The sequence below is a fragment of the Acinetobacter sp. ANC_7635 genome, assembly GCF_056779945.1.
Genome location: NZ_JBWYIS010000017.1, coordinates 1 through 20,546 on the forward strand (window position 1 = coordinate 1; position 20,546 = coordinate 20,546).

At 39.5% G+C, this 20,546-nt stretch carries 22 protein-coding genes and 1 pseudogene; 5 read left to right on the forward strand and 18 right to left on the reverse strand.

Annotated elements, in window-relative coordinates; translation table 11 throughout:
* From AC1M89_RS13570 to AC1M89_RS13590, 5 genes and pseudogenes are all read right to left on the reverse strand, one after another.
* A pseudogene (locus AC1M89_RS13570) lies at positions 1-80 on the reverse strand (hypothetical protein); the annotation flags it as partial.
* 92 nt (positions 81-172) lie between these two features.
* Positions 173-2,308: an elongation factor G gene (fusA, locus tag AC1M89_RS13575; RefSeq protein WP_035268315.1), complete on the reverse strand. Its 2,136-nt coding sequence runs from the start codon at positions 2,306-2,308 to the stop codon at positions 173-175.
* A gap of 131 nt (positions 2,309-2,439) precedes the next feature.
* On the reverse strand, positions 2,440-2,910 hold the full coding sequence (gene rpsG, locus AC1M89_RS13580; protein WP_004648014.1) for a 30S ribosomal protein S7: 471 nt from the start codon (positions 2,908-2,910) through the stop codon (positions 2,440-2,442).
* Between the two features lie 180 nt (positions 2,911-3,090).
* Entirely contained in the window at positions 3,091-3,465 is a 375-nt protein-coding gene (gene rpsL, locus AC1M89_RS13585) for a 30S ribosomal protein S12 (RefSeq protein ID WP_004648013.1), read from the reverse strand.
* A 171-nt stretch (positions 3,466-3,636) separates the two neighbouring features.
* On the reverse strand, positions 3,637-5,064 hold the full coding sequence (locus AC1M89_RS13590; protein WP_481614317.1) for an EcsC family protein: 1,428 nt from the start codon (positions 5,062-5,064) through the stop codon (positions 3,637-3,639).
* Between the two features lie 275 nt (positions 5,065-5,339).
* Between AC1M89_RS13590 and AC1M89_RS13595 the strand changes: the two genes are divergently transcribed.
* Entirely contained in the window at positions 5,340-6,569 is a 1,230-nt protein-coding gene (locus AC1M89_RS13595) for a beta-ketoacyl synthase N-terminal-like domain-containing protein (protein ID WP_035268310.1), read from the forward strand.
* A 28-nt stretch (positions 6,570-6,597) separates the two neighbouring features.
* Positions 6,598-7,050 (forward strand): CopD family protein, encoded by a 453-nt coding sequence (locus AC1M89_RS13600; RefSeq protein WP_481589577.1) that lies wholly within the window; start codon positions 6,598-6,600, stop codon positions 7,048-7,050.
* A gap of 53 nt (positions 7,051-7,103) precedes the next feature.
* Here the strand turns inward: AC1M89_RS13600 and AC1M89_RS13605 are convergent, their stop codons facing one another.
* The 4 genes from AC1M89_RS13605 to AC1M89_RS13620 form a co-directional block, all read right to left on the reverse strand.
* The gene (locus tag AC1M89_RS13605) at positions 7,104-8,525 is read right to left on the reverse strand and encodes an amino acid permease (protein ID WP_092768649.1); all 1,422 of its coding nucleotides are present in this window, start codon (positions 8,523-8,525) and stop codon (positions 7,104-7,106) included.
* Between the two features lie 134 nt (positions 8,526-8,659).
* Positions 8,660-9,019, reverse strand: coding sequence for a RidA family protein (locus AC1M89_RS13610; RefSeq protein WP_035268302.1), 360 nt, complete (start codon positions 9,017-9,019; stop codon positions 8,660-8,662).
* A 56-nt stretch (positions 9,020-9,075) separates the two neighbouring features.
* Positions 9,076-10,179, reverse strand: coding sequence for an alanine racemase (alr, locus tag AC1M89_RS13615; RefSeq protein WP_481614318.1), 1,104 nt, complete (start codon positions 10,177-10,179; stop codon positions 9,076-9,078).
* Positions 10,180-10,223: 44 nt separating this feature from the next.
* Entirely contained in the window at positions 10,224-11,483 is a 1,260-nt protein-coding gene (locus AC1M89_RS13620; protein ID WP_481614319.1) for a D-amino acid dehydrogenase, read from the reverse strand.
* A gap of 138 nt (positions 11,484-11,621) precedes the next feature.
* On the opposite strand from AC1M89_RS13620, the gene AC1M89_RS13625 reads away from it, so the two are divergent.
* Positions 11,622-12,086, forward strand: a complete 465-nt coding sequence (locus tag AC1M89_RS13625) for a winged helix-turn-helix transcriptional regulator (protein WP_092768640.1) — start codon at positions 11,622-11,624, stop codon at positions 12,084-12,086.
* 54 nt (positions 12,087-12,140) lie between these two features.
* Here the strand turns inward: AC1M89_RS13625 and AC1M89_RS13630 are convergent, their stop codons facing one another.
* Positions 12,141-12,788, reverse strand: coding sequence for an HAD-IA family hydrolase (locus AC1M89_RS13630; RefSeq protein ID WP_481614320.1), 648 nt, complete (start codon positions 12,786-12,788; stop codon positions 12,141-12,143).
* 83 nt (positions 12,789-12,871) lie between these two features.
* Here AC1M89_RS13630 and AC1M89_RS13635 point away from each other — a divergent pair, with 83 nt between their 5' ends.
* Positions 12,872-13,639, forward strand: a complete 768-nt coding sequence (locus tag AC1M89_RS13635) for a hydroxymethylpyrimidine/phosphomethylpyrimidine kinase (RefSeq protein WP_035268321.1) — start codon at positions 12,872-12,874, stop codon at positions 13,637-13,639.
* A gap of 33 nt (positions 13,640-13,672) precedes the next feature.
* On the opposite strand, the gene AC1M89_RS13640 is transcribed toward AC1M89_RS13635, so the two are convergent.
* From AC1M89_RS13640 to rpe, 5 genes are all read right to left on the reverse strand, one after another.
* A complete protein-coding gene (locus tag AC1M89_RS13640; RefSeq protein ID WP_180028721.1) occupies positions 13,673-14,341 on the reverse strand; it encodes a nuclease-related domain-containing protein in 669 nt (222 codons plus the stop codon).
* Positions 14,342-14,377: 36 nt separating this feature from the next.
* On the reverse strand, positions 14,378-14,866 hold the full coding sequence (locus AC1M89_RS13645) for a methylated-DNA--[protein]-cysteine S-methyltransferase (RefSeq protein ID WP_180028722.1): 489 nt from the start codon (positions 14,864-14,866) through the stop codon (positions 14,378-14,380).
* 31 nt (positions 14,867-14,897) lie between these two features.
* Positions 14,898-15,215, reverse strand: a complete 318-nt coding sequence (gene sugE, locus AC1M89_RS13650; protein ID WP_180000188.1) for a quaternary ammonium compound efflux SMR transporter SugE — start codon at positions 15,213-15,215, stop codon at positions 14,898-14,900.
* A 54-nt stretch (positions 15,216-15,269) separates the two neighbouring features.
* A complete protein-coding gene (locus AC1M89_RS13655) occupies positions 15,270-15,587 on the reverse strand; it encodes a DMT family transporter (RefSeq protein WP_481588038.1) in 318 nt (105 codons plus the stop codon).
* 613 nt (positions 15,588-16,200) lie between these two features.
* The gene (gene rpe / locus AC1M89_RS13660) at positions 16,201-16,887 is read right to left on the reverse strand and encodes a ribulose-phosphate 3-epimerase (protein WP_180000186.1); all 687 of its coding nucleotides are present in this window, start codon (positions 16,885-16,887) and stop codon (positions 16,201-16,203) included.
* 229 nt (positions 16,888-17,116) lie between these two features.
* Between rpe and AC1M89_RS13665 the strand changes: the two genes are divergently transcribed.
* Positions 17,117-17,407, forward strand: a complete 291-nt coding sequence (locus tag AC1M89_RS13665) for a DUF2218 domain-containing protein (RefSeq protein ID WP_481588036.1) — start codon at positions 17,117-17,119, stop codon at positions 17,405-17,407.
* Positions 17,408-17,436: 29 nt separating this feature from the next.
* Here the strand turns inward: AC1M89_RS13665 and AC1M89_RS13670 are convergent, their stop codons facing one another.
* From AC1M89_RS13670 to fghA, 3 genes are all read right to left on the reverse strand, one after another.
* Positions 17,437-18,462, reverse strand: coding sequence for a M48 family metallopeptidase (locus tag AC1M89_RS13670; RefSeq protein WP_481592380.1), 1,026 nt, complete (start codon positions 18,460-18,462; stop codon positions 17,437-17,439).
* Positions 18,463-18,473: 11 nt separating this feature from the next.
* Complete coding sequence (locus tag AC1M89_RS13675) at positions 18,474-19,484, reverse strand: YjgN family protein (protein WP_481595149.1); 1,011 nt, start codon at positions 19,482-19,484, stop codon at positions 18,474-18,476.
* 219 nt (positions 19,485-19,703) lie between these two features.
* The gene (fghA, locus tag AC1M89_RS13680; protein ID WP_481592379.1) at positions 19,704-20,540 is read right to left on the reverse strand and encodes an S-formylglutathione hydrolase; all 837 of its coding nucleotides are present in this window, start codon (positions 20,538-20,540) and stop codon (positions 19,704-19,706) included.
* Positions 20,541-20,546: the final 6 nt, after the last annotated feature.

Here is a 20,546-nt window from a genome sequence, read left to right on the forward strand (position 1 = left end):
GTTGTTTTACCATGGTCAACGTGACCGATTGTGCCCACGTTAACGTGTGGCTTATTACGTTCAAACTTAGCCTTAGCCATGAGATCTTCCTTTTTAAACTACTCATGGAGGATCACTCCATGAGCACTTGGTTTTAAACTATGAATTAGTTGGGCTTATAGTAATCGAAAGATTACTCGTCGTCACCTTTTTTACCACCAGCTTGGAACTTAGCAATGATGCCTTCAGCCACGTTACGTGGAGTTTCAGCATATTTAGCAAATTCCATAGAGTAAGTCGCACGACCTTGAGACATAGAACGCATGTGTGTTGCGTAACCGAACATCTCAGAAAGTGGAACTTCAGCACGGATTGCTTTAGTACCGCCAGGTAAATCGTCCATACCTTGAACCATACCACGACGACGGTTTAAGTCACCCATGATATCGCCCATGTAGTCTTCTGGAGTTTCTACTTCAACTTTCATGATAGGTTCAAGAAGAACAGGATCTGCTTTCATGAAACCATCACGGAATGCGTAAGAACCCGCCATTTTGAACGATAATTCGTCAGAGTCGACATCATGGTAAGAACCATCGAACAATGTCGCTTTGATGCCAACAACTGGGTAACCAGCTAGGACACCATTCTTCATACGTTCTTGAATACCTTTGTCTACAGCACCAAAGAATTCTTTAGGTACAACACCACCAACAACTTCTTCAGCGAACTCGTAGTCTTTACCAGCTTCAGGATCCATTGGCTCTAAACGTACATATACGTGACCGAATTTACCTTTACCACCAGTTTGACGAACAAACTTACCTTCTTGCTCAACAGATTTTTTAATCGTTTCGCGGTAAGCAACCATTGGTTTACCAATGTTCGCTTCAACACCGAATTCACGCTTCATACGGTCAACGATGATGTCAAGGTGAAGCTCACCCATACCAGCAATAATAGTCTGACCAGATTCTTCATCAGTACGAACGCGGAATGATGGATCTTCTTTCGCCAAGCGGCCCAAAGCAACTGACATTTTTTCTTGGTCAGCTTTAGTTTTAGGTTCAACTGCAAGTGCAATTACTGGCTCTGGGAATTCCATACGCTCCAATGTGATTACGTTGTTTTCATCACAAAGTGTATCACCTGTAGTCGTATCTTTAAGACCTACACATGCCGCGATATCGCCCGCACGAATTTCTTCGATGTCATGACGGTCATTAGCGTGCATCTGTACAATACGACCAACACGTTCACGTTTAGATTTAACAGGGTTATAAACTGCACTACCAGCTTTTAGAACACCTGAGTAAACACGAACGAATGTCAAGTTACCAACGAATTTGTCGTTCATAATTTTGAACGCAAGCGCAGCAAACGGTGCTTCATCAGACGCTTCACGAGAACCTTCTGTCTCATCTTTGTCGTCTAAGATACCTTTAATTGCTTCAACGTCAGTAGGTGCTGGTAAGAATTCAATAACAGCATCCAACATACGTTGAACACCTTTGTTTTTGAACGCTGAACCACAAAGCATTGGTTGAATTTCATTCAACAATGTACGTGCACGAAGACCACCGATGATTTCTTCTTTAGTCAAATCACCTTCTTCTAGGTACTTATCCATGAGTTCTTCTGATGCTTCTGCAGCAGCTTCAACCATGTTCGTACGCCATTCTTGAGCAAGCTCAACAAGGTCAGCAGGAATTTCACCGTATTCAAACTTCATACCTTGAGATGCTTCATCCCAGATAATCGCTTTCATTTCGATAAGGTCTACTACACCTTGGAAGTTTTCTTCTGCGCCAACAGGAATCACGATTGGCACTGGATTACCACCAAGACGTGTTTTTACTTGTTCAACAGCACGGAAGAAGTTTGCACCAGTACGGTCCATTTTGTTAACGAACGCAATACGAGGTACTTTATATTTATTTGCTTGACGCCATACAGTTTCTGACTGAGGTTGTACACCACCTACAGCACAGTAAACCATGCACGCGCCGTCAAGAACACGCATAGAACGCTCAACTTCGATCGTGAAGTCAACGTGTCCCGGTGTGTCAATTACGTTAATACGGTGTTGTTCGAACTGGTTACCCATACCTTTCCAGAAGCAAGTTACTGCTGCTGAAGTAATAGTAATACCACGTTCTTGCTCTTGTTCCATCCAGTCAGTTGTTGCTGAACCTTCGTGAGTTTCACCTAGTTTGTGGCTCTCACCTGTGTAGAACAAAATACGTTCAGAAGTCGTTGTTTTACCAGCATCAATGTGTGCTGAGATACCAATGTTACGGTAACGAGAAATTGGGGTTTGACGAGCCATGATTTCTTGCATTCCTAAATTTTGTTGTTTAAAACAGGACGCTTTAAGCTGCTGAGCAGCTTAAAGCGATTCGATGACAAATCAGTGAAACCCGACTTACCACCCTCCTGAATAGGGGCTGTTTTATCCGCTTAGAAACGGTAGTGAGAGAAGGCTTTGTTGGCTTCAGCCATACGATGCACATCTTCACGTTTCTTGATCGCTGAACCTTTACCTTCAGCTGCGTCAAGCAACTCACCAGCAAGGCGTAACGCCATAGTTTTTTCAGAACGCTTAGCAGCAGCATCTACTAACCAACGCATCGCTAAAGCAGTACGACGGGATGGGCGTACTTCCATAGGAACTTGGTATGTAGCACCACCAACACGGCGTGCTTTTACTTCGACCATAGGACGAACTTTTTCAAGAGTAGTCTCGAAAAATTCAACTGGGTCTACTTTAGATTTTTCTTGAACGCGGTCTAAAGCACCGTAAACGATACTTTCAGCAATAGATTTTTTACCATCTTGCATTACGTGGTTCATGAACTTAGCGATTGTTTGGCTGCCGAACTTAGGATCCGGAAGGATTTCACGAGCAGCGACTACGCGACGTCTTGGCATTTTAATACTACCTATAAATATGACACTTCAGGTTTATCCAGCAGCAGTACAAAGTGTCATGTACTATTCGCTGGCCTTACTACACGTCGCTTGAATTTCACAAAATTAAATGCAGAAATCAGACAAGCGAGACGATAAAGGATTGCAGTTCTATACGTTTAAGAAAATGATCTAGTTAGATTATTTCTTAGGACGCTTAGTACCGTATTTAGAACGAGACTGGTTACGATCTTTAACACCAGCACAGTCTAAAGAACCACGAACGGTATGGTAACGTACACCTGGTAAGTCTTTAACACGACCACCACGGATAAGAACAACACTGTGCTCTTGTAGGTTATGGCCTTCACCACCGATATAGCTAGATACTTCAAAACCTGAAGTTAAGCGAACACGGCAAACTTTACGCATTGCTGAGTTAGGTTTTTTAGGTGTAGTTGTGTAAACACGTGTACAAACACCACGACGTTGTGGACAAGCCTTCAACGCAGGAACTTTTGATTTTTCAATCAAAGTCGTACGACCCTTACGGATCAACTGATTTGTTGTTGCCATGTGGCAATTCTCCCGTTAATAAAAAGCCCCAAAAAATACTACTTTTTGAGGGCATGCAATTGTAAGCCAAGAAGTAAAAATGGTCAACATTCAACATGACATCAAATATTGACCATTGTGTGCTTACAACGAAATTTTCAGAATGATTTGATCAACCATTCATAACTAAATTTATTGTTTTTTCTGTGACGTAGGTAGTGAGTTTTCTGCTTCGTCTTTCTTTTTTGAATTACGACGCTTAGGGGGCGCTTTTACCTGCACAATAGGTTCGCCTTGAGGCTGGTCTTTATCAGCGTCTTGAACACTTTCATTAGAAGCCGATTCCACATGTTTTTCAGCTAAGGCCTTAAGACCATCCTCAACACTGACCGCTTCTTCTTTTTCAGACTCGGCAGATTTTGCTTCAATTTTAATTGCTGAAATTGAATCATTATGAACTGCAGACTCATCAACTTGAATAGACTCTTCTCCTTCAAGTTTTTTTGCAAACTCTTCAACCTCAACCACTAACTCATTATTGATTGACACTGTGGAATTCAATGCGAGTGAAGATTGCTTTAATAATTCTGTACCGCGCTCAAAGGCCTCCTGAACAGATACCTGCTCATCTGGATGTTGGAGAATGTACTGCTGTGCTCCTGAAAAAACAGCTCTAGCTTTAGAATGAGCCTCTTCCACCAAACGCCAGCTATATACTGCACCAATACCAGCACCAGCCACAGGTGCTAATTTAGATAAAATTGAAATTTGAGGAATCTGATTCAACCAATTCCATTTATAACCACCTTCAGGATTACTCAGCCAATTTTTTAAAGCCGTGAAGTCGTTACTAGAGCCCAATAGGGTTTGTAGCTGATGAGTATCTTGTGTTTCCAATAAATTTGCGACTGTTCTTAATGCCACTAAAAGTGTTTGCTTTTCCGCAATAACACCTAAATCGACTTGTTTGAATACATACTCAACGATCTCTTGCTCTTGACGATGATTAAGTTCAAAACCGTGCGCGCGCCCTTCTTGGTAAATACTACGCAACGTAAATGCCAACGAGAAAGGAATATCGATGGCCGTACCAACTACGCCTGTCGCACCAGAAACTGCCCCCTGAACCGCTGCAATCAACTTATTTTGATTGGCTAATGCTTCACCGATACGATTCGCACGATCAGGGCTTGATTTAAGTTCATCCAAGCTTTTTGCACCAACTTCCTTTAATACATGCTCAACTGAACTTAACTCAGAAACAAAATCATTCAATTTATCAAAAAAATAATCTGCAACTTTGTTGTTTAAGTCCGGAGAGATAAAAGAAGCAACATTATTTAATTTACTGTAATGACGACCAAAAATTTTTTGAGAAACTTGAGGGACATGATCACGAAATAATTGTTGAGGGGTTTCGTACTTTTTTTGTTCAGTCATTTTTCTCTCATCTAAAGTTATGTCAATAATTTTTTGTGGATCAGGTTGTTGCGTCAATTTCGCAATTGATCCTGGTGCAACATGTTGTGCCAGTTCAAATCCAGTAGCACTGAGCTTTTTAGCCACTCCAAATGCTTTTAATACCAGTCCGCTAGATTGCTTATTATTAGAATTTGCCATTTACAACCCTCCTTCGCATTTATCACTTATGTTTAAAATTCTATGCGCAGTCAAGAGTTATCTCAACTTTATCGTGTTTTATTCGGTTGCAATATAGTGAACATATCTGCCAATAAGCGTTTTAACGCTGCGATATTGATTTGCCATAAGAATTTAAAATAGATTCTGATATCATGATACGAATTTTTGACAAGATCTTATGGACTTTTACATCCAATCAAATCATCGATGTGAATTTTTCCATAAAATGACTTCACCATAATAGGGAATTGTAAATGAAACGTGTTGTAATCACTGGTATGGGCATTAACTCATGCATTGGTAATACATTAGAAGATGTAAATCATGCCTTACAAAATGGTATTTCAGGCACACGTTTTAACCCAACTTATGCTGAACTTAATTTTAAAAGTCATGTTAGTGCTGCAGCAGAACAAAATTTTGACGGTATTGACCGTAAACTGAAACGCTTTATGGGTGTATGTGCGATGTATGCCTATAACGCTGCAGTCGCTGCGGTTGAAAATGCGGGTCTAACCGCTGAAGATCTTGCGGGCAATCCTCGTTATGGTATTGCGGGTGGTTCAGGCGGCAACTCTACAGCTTCTGTCGCTGAAATGATTGAACTTCTTGAAGAGAAAGGCGCACGTAAAATTGGCCCTTTCTTTGTTCCACGCAATATGTCAAATACTATTACAGCTAACGTTGGTGTGGCATTCAAATTACAAGGTATCGCTCACTCTATTACAAGTGCTTGTGCAACCTCAGCTGATGCCATTGGTTACGCATACAACCTGATTCAACTTGGCAAACAGGATCTAATGCTCGCTGGTGGTGGTGAAGAAGACCATTGGTCACAAAGTCTATTATTTGATGCAATGGGTGCTTTATGCTCAAAATATAATGACTCACCAGAAACCGCTTCTCGCCCTTACTCTGCTGATCGTGATGGTTTTGTCATTGCTGGCGGCGGTGGTTTCGTGGTACTTGAATCTCTTGAGCATGCTCAAGCGCGCGGTGCAAATATTCTTGCTGAAGTCGTTGCATATGCAGCCAACTCTGATGGTGCTGATATGGTCGCACCATCAGGTGAAGGTGCAACACGTTGCATCTTGATGGCACTTGATGAAGCAAAACAGCATGGTGTTGAAAAAATTGATTATGTAAATACACACGGCACATCTACACCAGCTGGTGATGTGACTGAATTGAAAGCAATGGAACGTGCATTCGGTGAAGGTCAAGTACCACCTTTAAGTTCAACAAAATCTATGACAGGTCATAGCTTAGGCGCTGCAGGTGTACAAGAAGCGATTTACTCTATTCTCATGATGCAGAATGACTTTATTGCACCAAATATCAACGTTACTGAGCTTGATGAAGGTGCAAAACCATTTGATATCGTACTTGAAAAACGCGATACAAAACTGAATACTGTAATGAGTAACAGTTTTGGTTTCGGCGGCGTAAATGCCTGCCTCATTTTCAAGAAATGGGAAGGCTAATTTAATTCCGCCCATAATGGGTGATTAGATGGATGCTCCTTCAGATGCTTTCCTATGGGTAAAAGCATTACATATTATTGCTGTGGTATGTTGGTTCGCTGCTTTGTTCTATCTACCACGGCTTTATGTTTATCATGCGATGAGTGAAGATGCCATAAGTCATCAACGCTTTGAAGTCATGGAACGTAAGCTTTATCGTGGCATTATGTGGCCTGCGATGATCGCAACATTGATCACTGCACATTTTTTAGTGGACTGGGGTGATGCAACTCGACATTATCATGAAGCTTTATGGTTTTATTTAAAAGTTGGTTTAGTCGGATTACTGGTCATATACCACCTAGTGTGTGGATATTACCGTAAAAAACTCATTGATAATGCACACTATAAAAGTCATAAGTTCTGGCGCTATTTCAACGAAATGCCCACATTGATCTTATTCGCAGTTGTAATTTTAGTTGTGGTCAAACCTACATTCTAACTAAAGAATATAAAAAAACCTCCATTCGTGGAGGTTTTTTCTTTCTCTAAAAATTAATTATGGTTACGCTTACGCATACGTGGTTTATAAAGAACACGGTATGTTACAGCTAACAGAATCAACCAGATTGGGCTAATCATCAAAGCTTTAAGCGTGTCTGGCTCTAAACTTAAAATGATTAATGCAAATAGCAAAAATGCCAATACAACGTATGACATTGCCACTCCACCCGGCATTTTAAAATTCGACTTTTCATGTAGCTCAGGTCGCAATTTACGGTAGCGTATATAGCACACCATGATAATCGCCCAAATACTAATGAAAAGAATCACACACAGCGAACTTGCTAATGTAAAAGCTTCCATCGTATTTGGCACAAAATACTGAAATGCTGCACCGGCCATAATAAATGTACATGAAAAGATTAATCCCTTAGCAGGTACGGCACGACTTGAAAGTTCTGCTAGCTTTTGAGGGGCTTGGCCGTCACGGGCCAATCCAAATAACATTCGACTGGTAGAAAAGACACCACTGTTCATGGAAGACATCACAGAAGACAAAACCACTAGGTTCATAATCACAGCAGCTGAACCAATACCCGCAAATAAGAATAATGTGACAAATGGACTTTGATCTGCTGGGATATTGATCCAAGGTGTCACAGACATAATCATGATCAACGAAAGCACATAGAAAATAATAATACGTGTCGGAATAGCATTAACCGCTTTTGGTAAATTTTTTTCAGGATCTTTGGTTTCCGCAGCCATCGTCCCGAGTAACTCTACACCAACAAAGGCAAACATTGCGATTTGAAAGCCTGCCAAAAAGCCCATGGTTCCTTTCGGGAACATTCCACCATGAGACCAAATGTTACTGAAGCTTGCAACAGCACCACTTGGTGACTGAAAACTCGTAAACACCATGAAGGCACCCACCAAGATCAATCCAATAATGGCTAGAATTTTGATTAATGCAAACCAAAACTCAATTTCACCAAAAAGTTTTACAGTGACTAAGTTAATTGCGAGTATGAATAAGACACATCCTGCACTAATCGCTGCTTGCCCCATTGGGGTAAACATTTGATCTGGAGGTAACCAAAAACTGAGATAATTGATAATTGCTGCTAAATCAGCAATACCGACCAAAATCCATCCCAGCCAATAGGACCAACCAATATAATACCCTGCACCTGGTCCAATGAGATCATGTGCCATATCAATAAATGATTTGTAGTGCAGATTAGATAAAAGAATTTCACCAAGGGCACGCATCAAGAAAAAAAACATGGCACCAATAATCATATAAATGATGATGATTGAAGGTCCTGCAAGTGAAATCGTTTTTCCTGAGCCCATAAACAACCCTGTACCAATCGCTCCACCGATGGCGATGAGTTGTAAATGTCGATTTGAAAGCTTACGCTGTAATTCATTGGGAGATGATTGTTCATCAATATTTGTGGTTGTCATTATTCAACATCCTTTTACACCATCTAATCTAATCGATCAGCCTAAATTCCGCTTCAAACTGAGATTCGAGAGATTTTGTTATTATGAGAGGAGCCATAAATGACTCTTCCTCGTGAATTCTTACTTATATTCAGTTATTTCAATGCAGCAATCACTGCGATTTCAATTAACCATTCTGGATTAACTAAGTCAGCCTGAATGGTTGCTCGTGATGGTGGTATTGAATCCTCCATCCATTCAATCCAAATTTGATTGAAGATTTGAAAATCTTCCAAATTCTTCACGAAAACTTGTGCTGACAATAAACGAGATTTATCTGTGCCTACTTGAGCCAAAAGAGCGTCGATCGTATTCAGCACATCTTTCGTTTGTAAGGCGATATCAGGCGTCGTAATCTTAGGTACTTGACCAGAAAGATAAGCCACTTGATTAAAGACTGTAACTGCACTCATCACGCCATTACTATTGAATTTTTGAATATCCTGATTTTGCATATTAATTCCTTGATTACTCAGTATCGATCCTAGTGTTGATCGTTGAATTTTTAACATTAAATTTCTAGAACAAATGGAACCCGCGTCGTTACGCCACACATTAACTCATATCCCACAGTACTCGCTCCTGCAGCGACCTCATCAATCGGTAACAAACTTCCATACTTTGAGACGCCCCACAGTACGACTTCACTGCCAATTTTTGCATCTTCAATATGCGTGATATCAACAGCTAGCATGTCCATACTTACACGACCAATTAAAGAAGTTTTTTGCCCATTCACAAGCACTGCTGTGCCAGATTGAGTAATCCGTTGATATCCATCTGCATATCCACAAGCGACAATGCCAATTTTCATAGCTTGTTCTGCAAAAAATGTCGATCCATAGCCAATACTTTGCTGAGGATTAATTTCTTGAATCGCAATCAATTCACTTCTTAAAGACATTGTTGGTTTTAAGTCCCAATCTTGAATAGTATGGGTTGGATAATCCGGTGAACTCCCATACAACATAATGCCACTACGTACAATGTTAGAGTGGACATGATTGGCATGTCTAAGAATGGCTGCGCTATTACTTACTGAGCAAGGACCACCTAAAGCACTGACGATTTGATTGAATACTGAAATTTGATAGTCAACGCCAACCTGATTCAAGCGCTCGCCATCAGCATCAGAAAAATGTGTCATGTGAGTGATTGATGACACTTGCGGCAATTCAGTTAACAGACTCCAAATTTCAGAGTAACGTTGAGGTTGGAATCCTAAACGATTCATGCCACTGTTCATTTTCAGAAAAATATTAAAATGAGCATCTAAACCGCACCGCTTAATCCATTCGACTTGAATCTCATTATGAACGGTAAATTGAAGTTCCAAATCATGACACAACTGTAAATCCGCTTCTTGAAAGATACCTTCCAAAAGCAAAATTGGGCCTTTCCAACCTAAATCTCGAACTCGTTGTGCTTCACTCAGCTCTAGAAGTGCAATTCCATCTGCATCCTTTAAGGCTGAATAAATGCGCTCGATCCCATGGCCATAAGCATTAGCTTTTACAACAGCAAAAATTTGGGCATTTGGCACATGTTGCTTAGCAACTTTCAAATTATGTTTGATTGCGTTTAAATGAATGACAGCCTGTATCGGGCGAGACATATTCCTTGTCCTATTATATTTTTTAATATCAAACCACGCAGCCTTTAAGCTGCGTGGTTATAACGTTGAATTGAAAGTCCATCGGTACTAATCTCTGGAGTCCGATTCAGCACTAAATCACTAATCAGCTTTCCAGAACCACATGCCATGGTCCAACCGAGCGTGCCATGTCCAGTATTTAAAAATAGATTCTTATATTTCGTCGCACCGATAATAGGCGTACTGTCTGGCGTCATTGGTCGTAGTCCCGTCCAGAAGCTGGCTTGTGCCATATCTCCACCTGGGAACAAATCACGCGTTACCATCTCTAAGGTGCCACGGCGATCCTCATTTAACTCTTTATTAAAACCACTTAACTCAGCCATCCCACCAACACGAATTCGTTGATCAAAACGAGTTATTGCAATCTTGTAGGTTTCATCTAAGACAGTTGATTGAGGGGCATATTGCGCATCCACGATAGGTATAGTTAATGAATATCCCTTTACAGGATAAATGGGCAAATCTAGACCTAATGGTTTAATAAAATCTCGTGAATAGCTACCGAAGGCAAGTACATAACGATCAGCCGTGAGTACCTGACCGTCTACAACAACGCCTTTGATTTCGTCACCTTCAACTACGAGTTTTTCAACATTTTGATTAAATTTAAACTCAACACCAATACCTTTTGCATATTCAGCAAGCGCGTTGGTAAAGATATAGCAATCCCCAGTCTCATCATTTGGAAGATGTAAACCACCGACCAATTTGTCTTTAACTTCCGCTAACGCAGGCTCAACTCGACCTAGACCGTCACGATCTAATAACTCAAATTCGACACCTGTTTCTTTTAAAACTTCAATGTCTCGTTGAACTGCGTCTAATTGCGCATCCTTACGAAAAATTTGTAATGTTCCTTTTGAACGATTCTCATAAGATATGCCAATATTTTCGCGTAACTCTCTTAAACAATCTCGACTGTATTCAGCAACACGTACCATACGCTCTTTATTGATGGCGTAATGTGCCGCATTGCAGTTCTTCAACATTTGAGCCATCCATTTCAGCTGCCACAAGCTTCCATCTACATTAATTGCTAATGGTGCATGATGTTGAAACATCCATTTAACCGCTTTAAATGGAATTCCTGGTGCGGCCCATGGTGTAGAATACCCAGGAGAAATCTGTCCTGCATTGCCAAAACTCGTTTCTTCGGCAGGACCTGATTGACGATCTAATACAGTGACGCTTGCTCCTTGTTGCGCTAGGTAATACGCACTTGCAACACCAATGACACCACTACCTAATACAATAACGCGCATGAACTATCCCTCAGCACTGTGTAGTTTATTTCACTAGTATATTTTTGCTTTAATAGTTTTTTTCACTCTTTTAATCGTTATAATTTAGGTAATTTAAGGGTTTTATCCTGAAAAAATTAAAAAATAAGGAAATTATTCATGCGGAAATTAGATCGCACTGATCGTATGATTTTAGATATTCTGCAAAAGGACGGTCGTATTGCCATTAGTGAACTGGCTGCAAAAGTAAATCTTTCTACAACCCCATGCTCGGAAAGAGTGAAAAGACTAGAACGAGATGGCATTATTATGGGCTATTACGCCCGATTAAATCCGGAGTTATTGGAGCGTAATTTACTCGTCTTTCTAGAAATTAAGTTATCGGCGAAATCTGGAGATGTTTTTGATCAAGTCGCCAAGAATTTAGTTGAGATACCTGAGGTATTAGAGTGTCATTTAATTTCAGGTGAATTCGATTACTTGGTGAAAGCGAGACTAAAAGAAATGAGTGCTTATCGCCAACTACTGGGTGACCTGCTTAAAATGCTTCCCTCCTCTGCATCCTCCCATAGTTACATCGTGATGGAAGAGGTCAAAGAGTCCTTGTACTTGGATCTAAGCTAAGCTACGAAGAGCAATCTCTTGAGAGTTGCTCTTGAGCCCAAATTTCGGCTTAGATTAATCAACGTAATTTAAAATTTGATGGAAAGCTTGAATTCTGGCTTTGGGTGCAGCAGCGGCTAACTCTGCATCACTGCCATAACCGTATTCCACCGCAATCGTTTCAATCCCATTTTTTCGAGCACCGATAATGTCATGCTCTCGGTCCCCTACCATTAAACAGGTTTCTGGCTTAATTTTTTCTCGCTCTAAAATATATGCAATAAGTTCAGCTTTATTGGTGCGGTCACCATTTAACTCACTGCCATAGGCATAATCAAAATACGGTGTGAGATTGAAATGTTCAAGAATTTTCTGGGCATACACCTCAGGCTTTGCAGTAGCTAAAAACAATCTGTAACCTTTGTTCTTAAGTTTTGCCAATGTCTCTGCTACATCTTCAAATAATAAATTTTCAAATAAACCTTTTACAGCAAAGCGTTCACGATAACCAAGTAAAGCCTGTTCCGCCAAATCATCATTCACATCAACCTTCAAAATTTTGGCCAACGAGGCTTTTAAAGGTGGTCCAATAATCCAATCAATATTCTCATCCTCCGCGATAAGATGACCTACTTTTTCTAAACCATAACGTGCAGAAGTCGTAATACCCACTTTAGGATCAGTTAACGTTCCATCTAAATCAATGAGAATATTTTTAATCATGCTGTACCTTTTTTAGAAATGCTATCGAGACTTCTCAGAAACTTGCCTATACTACTCCAAATTGATCGATGAAGGACATTGTTGTGCGCCCTACTGTATTGTGCTTTTCTGGTTTAGATCCATCTGGTGGTGCTGGCTTACAAGCAGATATTGAAGCGATCGGCCAAAGTGGTGCTCATGCAGCAATCGCATGTACAGCGTTAACCATTCAAAACTCTCAACAAGTTTTTGGATTTGAAGCAACCTCAAAAGATTTACTGCTGGCTCAAGCGAATGCTGTAGTGAACGATCTTCCTATCAAAGTAGTGAAATCTGGCATGCTCGGCACTACCGACAATATCGCCGCTTTGGCAGAATTCCTAAGAGCACATCCTGATTTCCAATATGTACTCGATCCAGTTTTGGTTGCCAATAGTGGTGGCTCATTAGGAAATCAAGCAACATTGGTCAAGGCTTTTGTTGAATTGATTCCTCTTGCTACGATTCTTACACCGAATACCGTTGAACTTCGCGCATTAACAGGCTGTGAAGATTTAGATCAAGCTACACAGAAGTTATTTGAAATGGGTGCTAAAGCTGTATTAGTCAAAGGTGGTCACGAAGACACACCGACTTATATTAGAAATGCACTCTACATCAACGGTGATATGGTCTCTGAAACAAAATGTCCTCGTCTTGAAGGTGAGTATCATGGTTCAGGCTGTTCTCTTGCTAGTTTTATTGCAGGGAGGTTGGCACAAGGTGATCAAATTAAAAATGCAGTTCACCATGCGGAAACATGGCTATTTGGTGTATTAAAACGTGCTGAAATCCCAGTTGAAGGTGGCCAAAGAATTCCAAAACGCTTCTAAATAAAAAGCCCACTGACTGTGGGTTTTTTTTTATTAATCTTTTAGTCTTTCTTTGACTGATCGGATATGTTCTCTATTGGTTTTCCACGATTTTTGAAGCGCTGCTTTTTCAATACGATATTTAATTCTCTGTAGTCTACGATCATCAATCACTTTCATTTGGTAGCTTTTAACTTCTTCAATCCAACTTTTACCCCAATGAACATGTACAGGAATTGGTGTTTTAAACTCACAATTAGGCACGAAAACTATTAACCCATGTATCGACAGATTTGAATCGATTAAATCTTTTAACAATCCCTCTAAAACCTTTATATGCTTGTAGTTTTGGTGCAATGGATTTTGAAATTTATGGCTAGATTTATAAATTTTTTGAGTCCACATTTTTTGATGTGATGAGCCAAAAATCCAACCTTTATAGTTTTTGGTCTCAATCACAAATATTCCATAAGGACTCAATAAAATATGGTCAATCTGTGTGGTCTGATTGTCCTGATCCAAAAATGTTAGATCATTCAGTAAAATATAGTCCTCATTCAAAAATTTTTTTGCATGATATTGGACAATGTATTCACCCAATTTTCCTTTGATATAAGGTACAAACATTTTGAATACAGGGATGATTGCTAGAATTAAGATCAACCACCATAACTGCGATATGAGATTAAAAACAATTGTAATTATAGGATTTTCATTAGACATAATTTTTGTATTTCATATGTTTATGCTGTTATAACATCACCACTTATCATCTTCAAGCTGCAGCAGCTTAAGCTTATTTTCCACACCTCCTGAAAATCCGACCAGCTTGCCATTGACACCTATTACACGATGACAAGGTACAATGATCGCGATAGGATTTTTCCCATTGGCCAAGCCTACCGCTCGAACCGCTTTTACATTCCCAACATCCTCAGCAATTTGCTTATACGTTCTAGACTCTCCAAAAGGAATTTTTAACAGCGCATTCCATACCGAGCGTTGGAATTCTGTCCCATAAAGTTCTATAGGCAAATCAAATACCTGACGTTGTTTTAAAAAATATTCGCGAAGCTGTGTTTCGGCAATGCATAAAATCTCGTGATCATCCCGCTGAATTACGATTTGATTTCGGATAAACTGAGGAAGTGCATTCTCCCAAGCGACAACAATCAATGCTCGATCATGAGCAACCAATTGAAGTTCACCGACAGGTGTCATTATTTTTTTTAAATAAAATTGAGTCATTTTTTAATCGCCTGAAAGTTGAATCATCTAACTATGTTGATGATAACTTCATCAAGACCAAACCCGAAATAATCAATACTGCAGCGATCATTCTCATTGCATTTGCAGGTTCTCCAAGAATAAAAATCCCAACCACAAATGAACCTACAGCACCTATGCCTGTCCATACGGTATAAGCTGTCCCGAGTGGCAAAGTTTTCATCGCATGGGAAAGTAAAGCAAAACTTGCGATCATGAAAACGATCGTCAAAATACTGGGTGTCAATTTGGTGAATCCATCTGAAACTTTCATAAAATAGGCCCAGACCACTTCCAACAACCCTGCAACAATCAAGACTAACCAAGCCAAAATAAACCCTCTCTCAATTAAAAAAAGCAGCGTATGGATACGCTGCCTTAAATCTTACGCTGAAGCTAATTTCATCATGACTAAACCTGAAATAATCAGAATAGCCGCAATCATCCGCATTGCTGTCGCAGGCTCACCCAGAATAAAAATGCCGACTAAAAAAGACCCTACTGCACCAATCCCCGTCCAAATCGTATAGGCAGTTCCCAGAGGGAATGTTTTCATGGCATGTGCCAACAACCCAAAACTGAGAACCATAAAAAATAGAGTAATTGCAGTCGGTGTGAATTTAGTAAATCCTTCAGACATTTTCATACTATATGCCCAAACGATCTCAAATAAACCCGCGAGAATAAGAATAAACCAAGCCATGATGCCTGCTCCCAATTAAAATAATTTAAGAGTCAGGCCGTCCTGACGATTTTTCTCAGAGAAATGAGGGAGGTCGTTCCTCCAAATGATGGTTGAATTATATCAACACACGCACAAAATAGGCGCAATTTTACAATTTTTGACCCAAAATACACCTACAAAAAATAGGTCATTATCGGACTAGCTTTTCTAGATTATTTCTGCATTTTTAGGCTATTGCATTACAAAGGCGATCGCTATTGGCAGATAGAAGACTAAATCCGCACTAAATTAAAACACTTTACTGCACTATAGAATCACTGGTCTGGGATGTTTAAATTTAAATTGATTTTTTATCTCGCTCTTTTAAGACTTATTAATGAAGATAAGCCAAATAATGAGCAACGAAAATTTCTCCCCCCTAACAATTCAACAGAAAGGATAAGAAGATCCATTATTTGTAAAAAAGGACTCAAATGAGTCCTTTTTATACATTTATTGTCTAATAAACAAACCATTGAACTAAATATGATTATAATCTAATCAAATTATCCAGACTGTTATCAACACAGATATCCACCATGTTATCCATAAACTTATCCACAGATGTGTGTAGTGTTATACATGTTTCGGATCAAACGTTAATTGAACCTACTTTCGCCAACTCTGCACGCATTTCATCAATTACAGCTTTATAATCTGGCTTTCCAAAAATGGCAGAACCAGCTACAAACATATCTGCACCAGCTTCAGCGATTTCACGAATATTTGCTGGACCAACACCACCATCAACTTCTAAGCGAATATCTTTACCAGATGCATCAATAATTTTGCGTGCTTCACGAAGTTTATCTAGCGTCATTGGGATAAATTTTTGTCCACCGAAGCCAGGGTTGACGCTCATTAATAAGACTTGATCCACTTTATCCAGTACATAATCAAGGTAATGTAAAGGCGTTGCAGGGTTAAAAACTAAACCTGCTTTAGCACCACCAGCTTTAATCAGCTGCAATGAACGGTCGATATGGTCTGATGCTTCTGGATGAAAAGTGATGATATCTGCACCCGCTTCTAAGAAATCTCCGATCATACGATCGACTGGTTTCACCATAAGATGAACGTCAATTGGGGCCTGAATACCATATTTTTTAAGTGCCTTACATACACCAGCACCAAAAGTTAAATTTGGTACATAATGATTGTCCATTACATCGAAATGGACCACATCTGCACCTGCTTCAAGTACGTTTTCGACTTCTTCACCTAAGCGAGCGAAATCAGCAGATAAAATCGATGGAGCAATTAAGAATGGCTTGGACATGTCAGGACCTGGCGGGAAATTAGAATTCAAAAGTTGATTATAGCAAAACTTCGTTTATTCATTCCTTCGAAATTACTGCTATTTAAATTTCAACTCAAAATGCAAATCGTTGATAAAAAAATCTTCAAGGACGGAATATGACTTATGCAAAGCTATGTTGCATATTCGGAACAACCTTATGGTGAGATGAATGTTAAGATACAATAAATTTCAAGCATTACGGTAAATAATGAAAACAACCACAACGATAGACAGCTCCGAAGCATTACGTATCGCTAAACGATTAAGCAATCATTGGAAACATAAATTTGATGTCGCCAATACCGATGACCAATATCAAATTTTTATGCCAAAAGTGACAGTTGAATTATCAATACAACCTGATCAACTTCATGTCAGTATTGTGAATAAAGAAGAAATATCTTTAGAAGAATTAATACGACTAGAAAATGTCGTGCTTGATCATATCAATCGCATGGTTCAAGCTGACTATCAAGTTATATGGTCTAGAGAAAGTTAAAGAAAAACCGACATAAAGTCGGCTTTTCATTATTGTTGCTGTTTAAATTCAGTAACACGGCGAATTCGTTCTTCAGTGGCAGGATGACTTGCAAAGAGATCAAGAATTTTTGATTGATCTTCGTCTTCTCCCATATCATCACTCATACGTTTTAAAAAGTTTGCAAAATGCACTGTATCCATTTCATGTTTATGCATGAGTTCTAGCGCATACTGATCTGATTCTAACTCAAACTTCCGTGAATATCCTGCACCAATCATGGCAACTGGCAAAGTCGCAATTAAATCCGATCCATCACCAGTGATAGCAATATAAAGTACGCTGAATCCTAGGCTCGAAAGACCTTGTTGTAAGCTGTGACGTTTTAATAAATGTGCTTGTTCATGTGCCAAAACGCCGATAATTTCCTGGTCATTCTTGGCAAGCTTCACTAATTCATCGGTGAGATAAATTGTATTGTTTGGCAATGCGAGTGCATTGGCTCCAAGCGAGGTACCTTCCCTAAATTTCAACTGAGCGGGACGACCCTCAGCAACATATTTCAGATAATCCGCGAGAATCCGATCCTGTCTTTGCTGTGATAACTGAGAAGGTTTAGTGTATTCGGCTAAATAAACTTCTGCCTGACCACCCAAACGATTCAGCGTATTTTCTGGCAGCTGGAAAGCAACAATGTGCGATGCCGTCGGTATTCCCCATTTAATGACGGAGAAACCAAGTGCGACCACGAAAATAACACTAAAAATAATCAACGATGGTGTACGTTCAAGTTTCCATACTTTTTGATGAAAATTTTTATGCTCAACAGGCAACCATTCAGGAAGCTGACGCTCATGAAATTCAATCCTAGCGTCATGTGTTAACTCTAAAGCTGGATTACGTCGACCAATTTTACCAAGCAATACCATTTCATCTGCATGATAGTAGACTGTTTTCACTTCGCCTTGATCTGTATAACTGACAGCGATACTGTCTTGATTAGCAGGGCGAATCTGTGCTGTAAAAGGCTTAGAAAGAACACCATCATAATATGTCACTGTGAGAGGTTGATTCATTGAATTAACTCCTAAAGTGAAATATCAATATCAAAAATATCACTAATTTCTTCCGCGATGGCACTATGATCACTTTGCGCAATATTCATCATCAGGTTTGGATCATCATTTAATTCTAAGCTCATCGATTCAACTTGGTATCGATAAATGCGAATAGCAGCCCATGCTGACAATAATCCTAAACTTAAGATTCTAGCGATCCAATTACTCGCAACAATCCATGCATAGCGCCATTGATTACAACTGGTCTTAAACTGACTGCTGTTGAGTGTTGTGCTATTCCACGTAGTAATAAAAATTCGTGCCTGTATTAACGGACCAATAAACAACATTCCAATCACATAAACGGCAAAGATCATCATCAGCATCATATCCATTCCATGACCACTGAGTATTGATAATGTCGAACCACCAAATCCGATGAGCATAAGAATCAATACAAAGAGAATCATGGGAACATATACTGCTCGCATATAACTAGGCCAGTCATTGTTTAATTGAAATTTGAGTTGTCCAACGTACAAATGATTAAGCGTATATTTTTTATAAATCCAAATTGCGACAGGGCTAAATATACCTAATGTAAAAATGGTGATAGCAAGCGCAAGTAAAAATTGTTTATAGGCTTCTTTATTCGTGCCAGAAAAATAAAAACGGCTGTTCCCAAATTTACTGTTGCGCGCATTAAATCGAATTGTGGCACGAACCAACCATGGAAGAGCAATATAAATAATCAGTCCACCAAATGCTGCTATCGTCATATCCATATATGAGGCAATCGCAAATATTGCCCAAATGCCAATGGCTATCAGTCGACCAATCAAAATTTTAGTCGGTAAACCAGTAAAATCAAAAAAGCGATGAAAAAATTCGGTATTGTTATAAAAATATCTTAAACGACGTACTTTCGCCCATGGCGCATATAGGCTCAATGTCGCAATCGTCAATAAAATATTGACGATCCATATGCCAAAGTACTCCATCGCATTGCCATGAAATTTAAATTTAAATACTTTCCCCATATAAATCGGTCGATTTTCATCTGCATCAGATAATGGAAATGGATCGTTGATCAATGGTAAGGGTGCTTGTTCAGCGGAGTGTTCTGATGAATTCATTATTATTTTCTCTGATTATAAAAAATGACATCCCGAGAGATGTCATCATTCAACATGGTTTAAATGTGATATCGCACACATTATAACGAACTTAAGTATGAATATCTTAAAATTCAAATCAGATTAATTTTGCAATTGTAAAGCATGGAATTGCAGATGATCATCAATAAAACTTTGGATAAAGAAGTATCCGTGATCATAAGCCTCGTGCTCACGCAATGTGAGCTTTTGACCTACGGTTTTACATGATTCAGCAAATAGTGCTGGATTAAGTTGAGCATAAAATTGATCTGCAACCCCCTGATCAATTAAAATTTCGTGATATAGAGCACCCTTTGCTTTCACGAGCTCATTCGCATCATGTGCTTTCCATAACTCACGATCTTCTCCGAGGTAAGCTGAAAATGCCTTTTCACCCCATGGACAAATTGATGGTGCACAAATCGGTGCAAATGCTGAGACTGACTTGAATAAGTCTGGATATTTCCAAGCAAGCGTGAGTGCACCGTGCCCTCCCATGCTGTGACCAAAAATACCAATCCCGTCATCCTGTACAGGAAACGATGTAAGAACTAAAGGATACAACTCCTGTATAAGATACGACTCCATCTGATAATGCTCAGCCCAAGGTGCTTGAGTTGCGTTTAAATAGAATCCAGCCCCTTGCCCTATATCCCAAGAATCCCCGACCGCCACGTCGTCACCACGAGGTGATGTATCTGGAGCAATCAAGATAATTCCCAATTGTGCAGCTAAACGTTGTGCATGTGCTTTGATAACAAAAGTTTCTTCAGTACAAGTCAAACCTGCAAGATAGTACAACGCAATACATTTTTGACCCTCGAGTGCCTGTGAAGGTAAAAATACAGAAAATTTAGTGGGATTTTTCAAAAACTTTGAATTGATCTGATAAACACGTTGTTCACCATCAAAACATTTATTCTTTTGAACCAATTCCATTGCACT

Coding starts and splice junctions, on each gene's coding strand:
- fusA (WP_035268315.1), bottom strand. CDS start 2,308: ATGGCTCGTCAAACCCCAATTTCTCGTTACCGTAACATTGGTATCTCA.
- rpsG (WP_004648014.1), bottom strand. CDS start 2,910: ATGCCAAGACGTCGCGTAGTCGCTGCTCGTGAAATCCTTCCGGATCCT.
- rpsL (WP_004648013.1), bottom strand. CDS start 3,465: ATGGCAACAACAAATCAGTTGATCCGTAAGGGTCGTACGACTTTGATT.
- AC1M89_RS13590 (WP_481614317.1), bottom strand. CDS start 5,064: ATGGCAAATTCTAATAATAAGCAATCTAGCGGACTGGTATTAAAAGCA.
- AC1M89_RS13595 (WP_035268310.1), top strand. CDS start 5,340: ATGAAACGTGTTGTAATCACTGGTATGGGCATTAACTCATGCATTGGT.
- AC1M89_RS13600 (WP_481589577.1), top strand. CDS start 6,598: ATGGATGCTCCTTCAGATGCTTTCCTATGGGTAAAAGCATTACATATT.
- AC1M89_RS13605 (WP_092768649.1), bottom strand. CDS start 8,525: ATGACAACCACAAATATTGATGAACAATCATCTCCCAATGAATTACAG.
- AC1M89_RS13610 (WP_035268302.1), bottom strand. CDS start 9,019: ATGCAAAATCAGGATATTCAAAAATTCAATAGTAATGGCGTGATGAGT.
- alr (WP_481614318.1), bottom strand. CDS start 10,179: ATGTCTCGCCCGATACAGGCTGTCATTCATTTAAACGCAATCAAACAT.
- AC1M89_RS13620 (WP_481614319.1), bottom strand. CDS start 11,483: ATGCGCGTTATTGTATTAGGTAGTGGTGTCATTGGTGTTGCAAGTGCG.
- AC1M89_RS13625 (WP_092768640.1), top strand. CDS start 11,622: ATGCGGAAATTAGATCGCACTGATCGTATGATTTTAGATATTCTGCAA.
- AC1M89_RS13630 (WP_481614320.1), bottom strand. CDS start 12,788: ATGATTAAAAATATTCTCATTGATTTAGATGGAACGTTAACTGATCCT.
- AC1M89_RS13640 (WP_180028721.1), bottom strand. CDS start 14,341: ATGTCTAATGAAAATCCTATAATTACAATTGTTTTTAATCTCATATCG.
- AC1M89_RS13645 (WP_180028722.1), bottom strand. CDS start 14,866: ATGACTCAATTTTATTTAAAAAAAATAATGACACCTGTCGGTGAACTT.
- AC1M89_RS13655 (WP_481588038.1), bottom strand. CDS start 15,587: ATGGCTTGGTTTATTCTTATTCTCGCGGGTTTATTTGAGATCGTTTGG.
- rpe (WP_180000186.1), bottom strand. CDS start 16,887: ATGTCCAAGCCATTCTTAATTGCTCCATCGATTTTATCTGCTGATTTC.
- AC1M89_RS13665 (WP_481588036.1), top strand. CDS start 17,117: ATGAAAACAACCACAACGATAGACAGCTCCGAAGCATTACGTATCGCT.
- AC1M89_RS13670 (WP_481592380.1), bottom strand. CDS start 18,462: ATGAATCAACCTCTCACAGTGACATATTATGATGGTGTTCTTTCTAAG.
- AC1M89_RS13675 (WP_481595149.1), bottom strand. CDS start 19,484: ATGGGGAAAGTATTTAAATTTAAATTTCATGGCAATGCGATGGAGTAC.
- fghA (WP_481592379.1), bottom strand. CDS start 20,540: ATGGAATTGGTTCAAAAGAATAAATGTTTTGATGGTGAACAACGTGTT.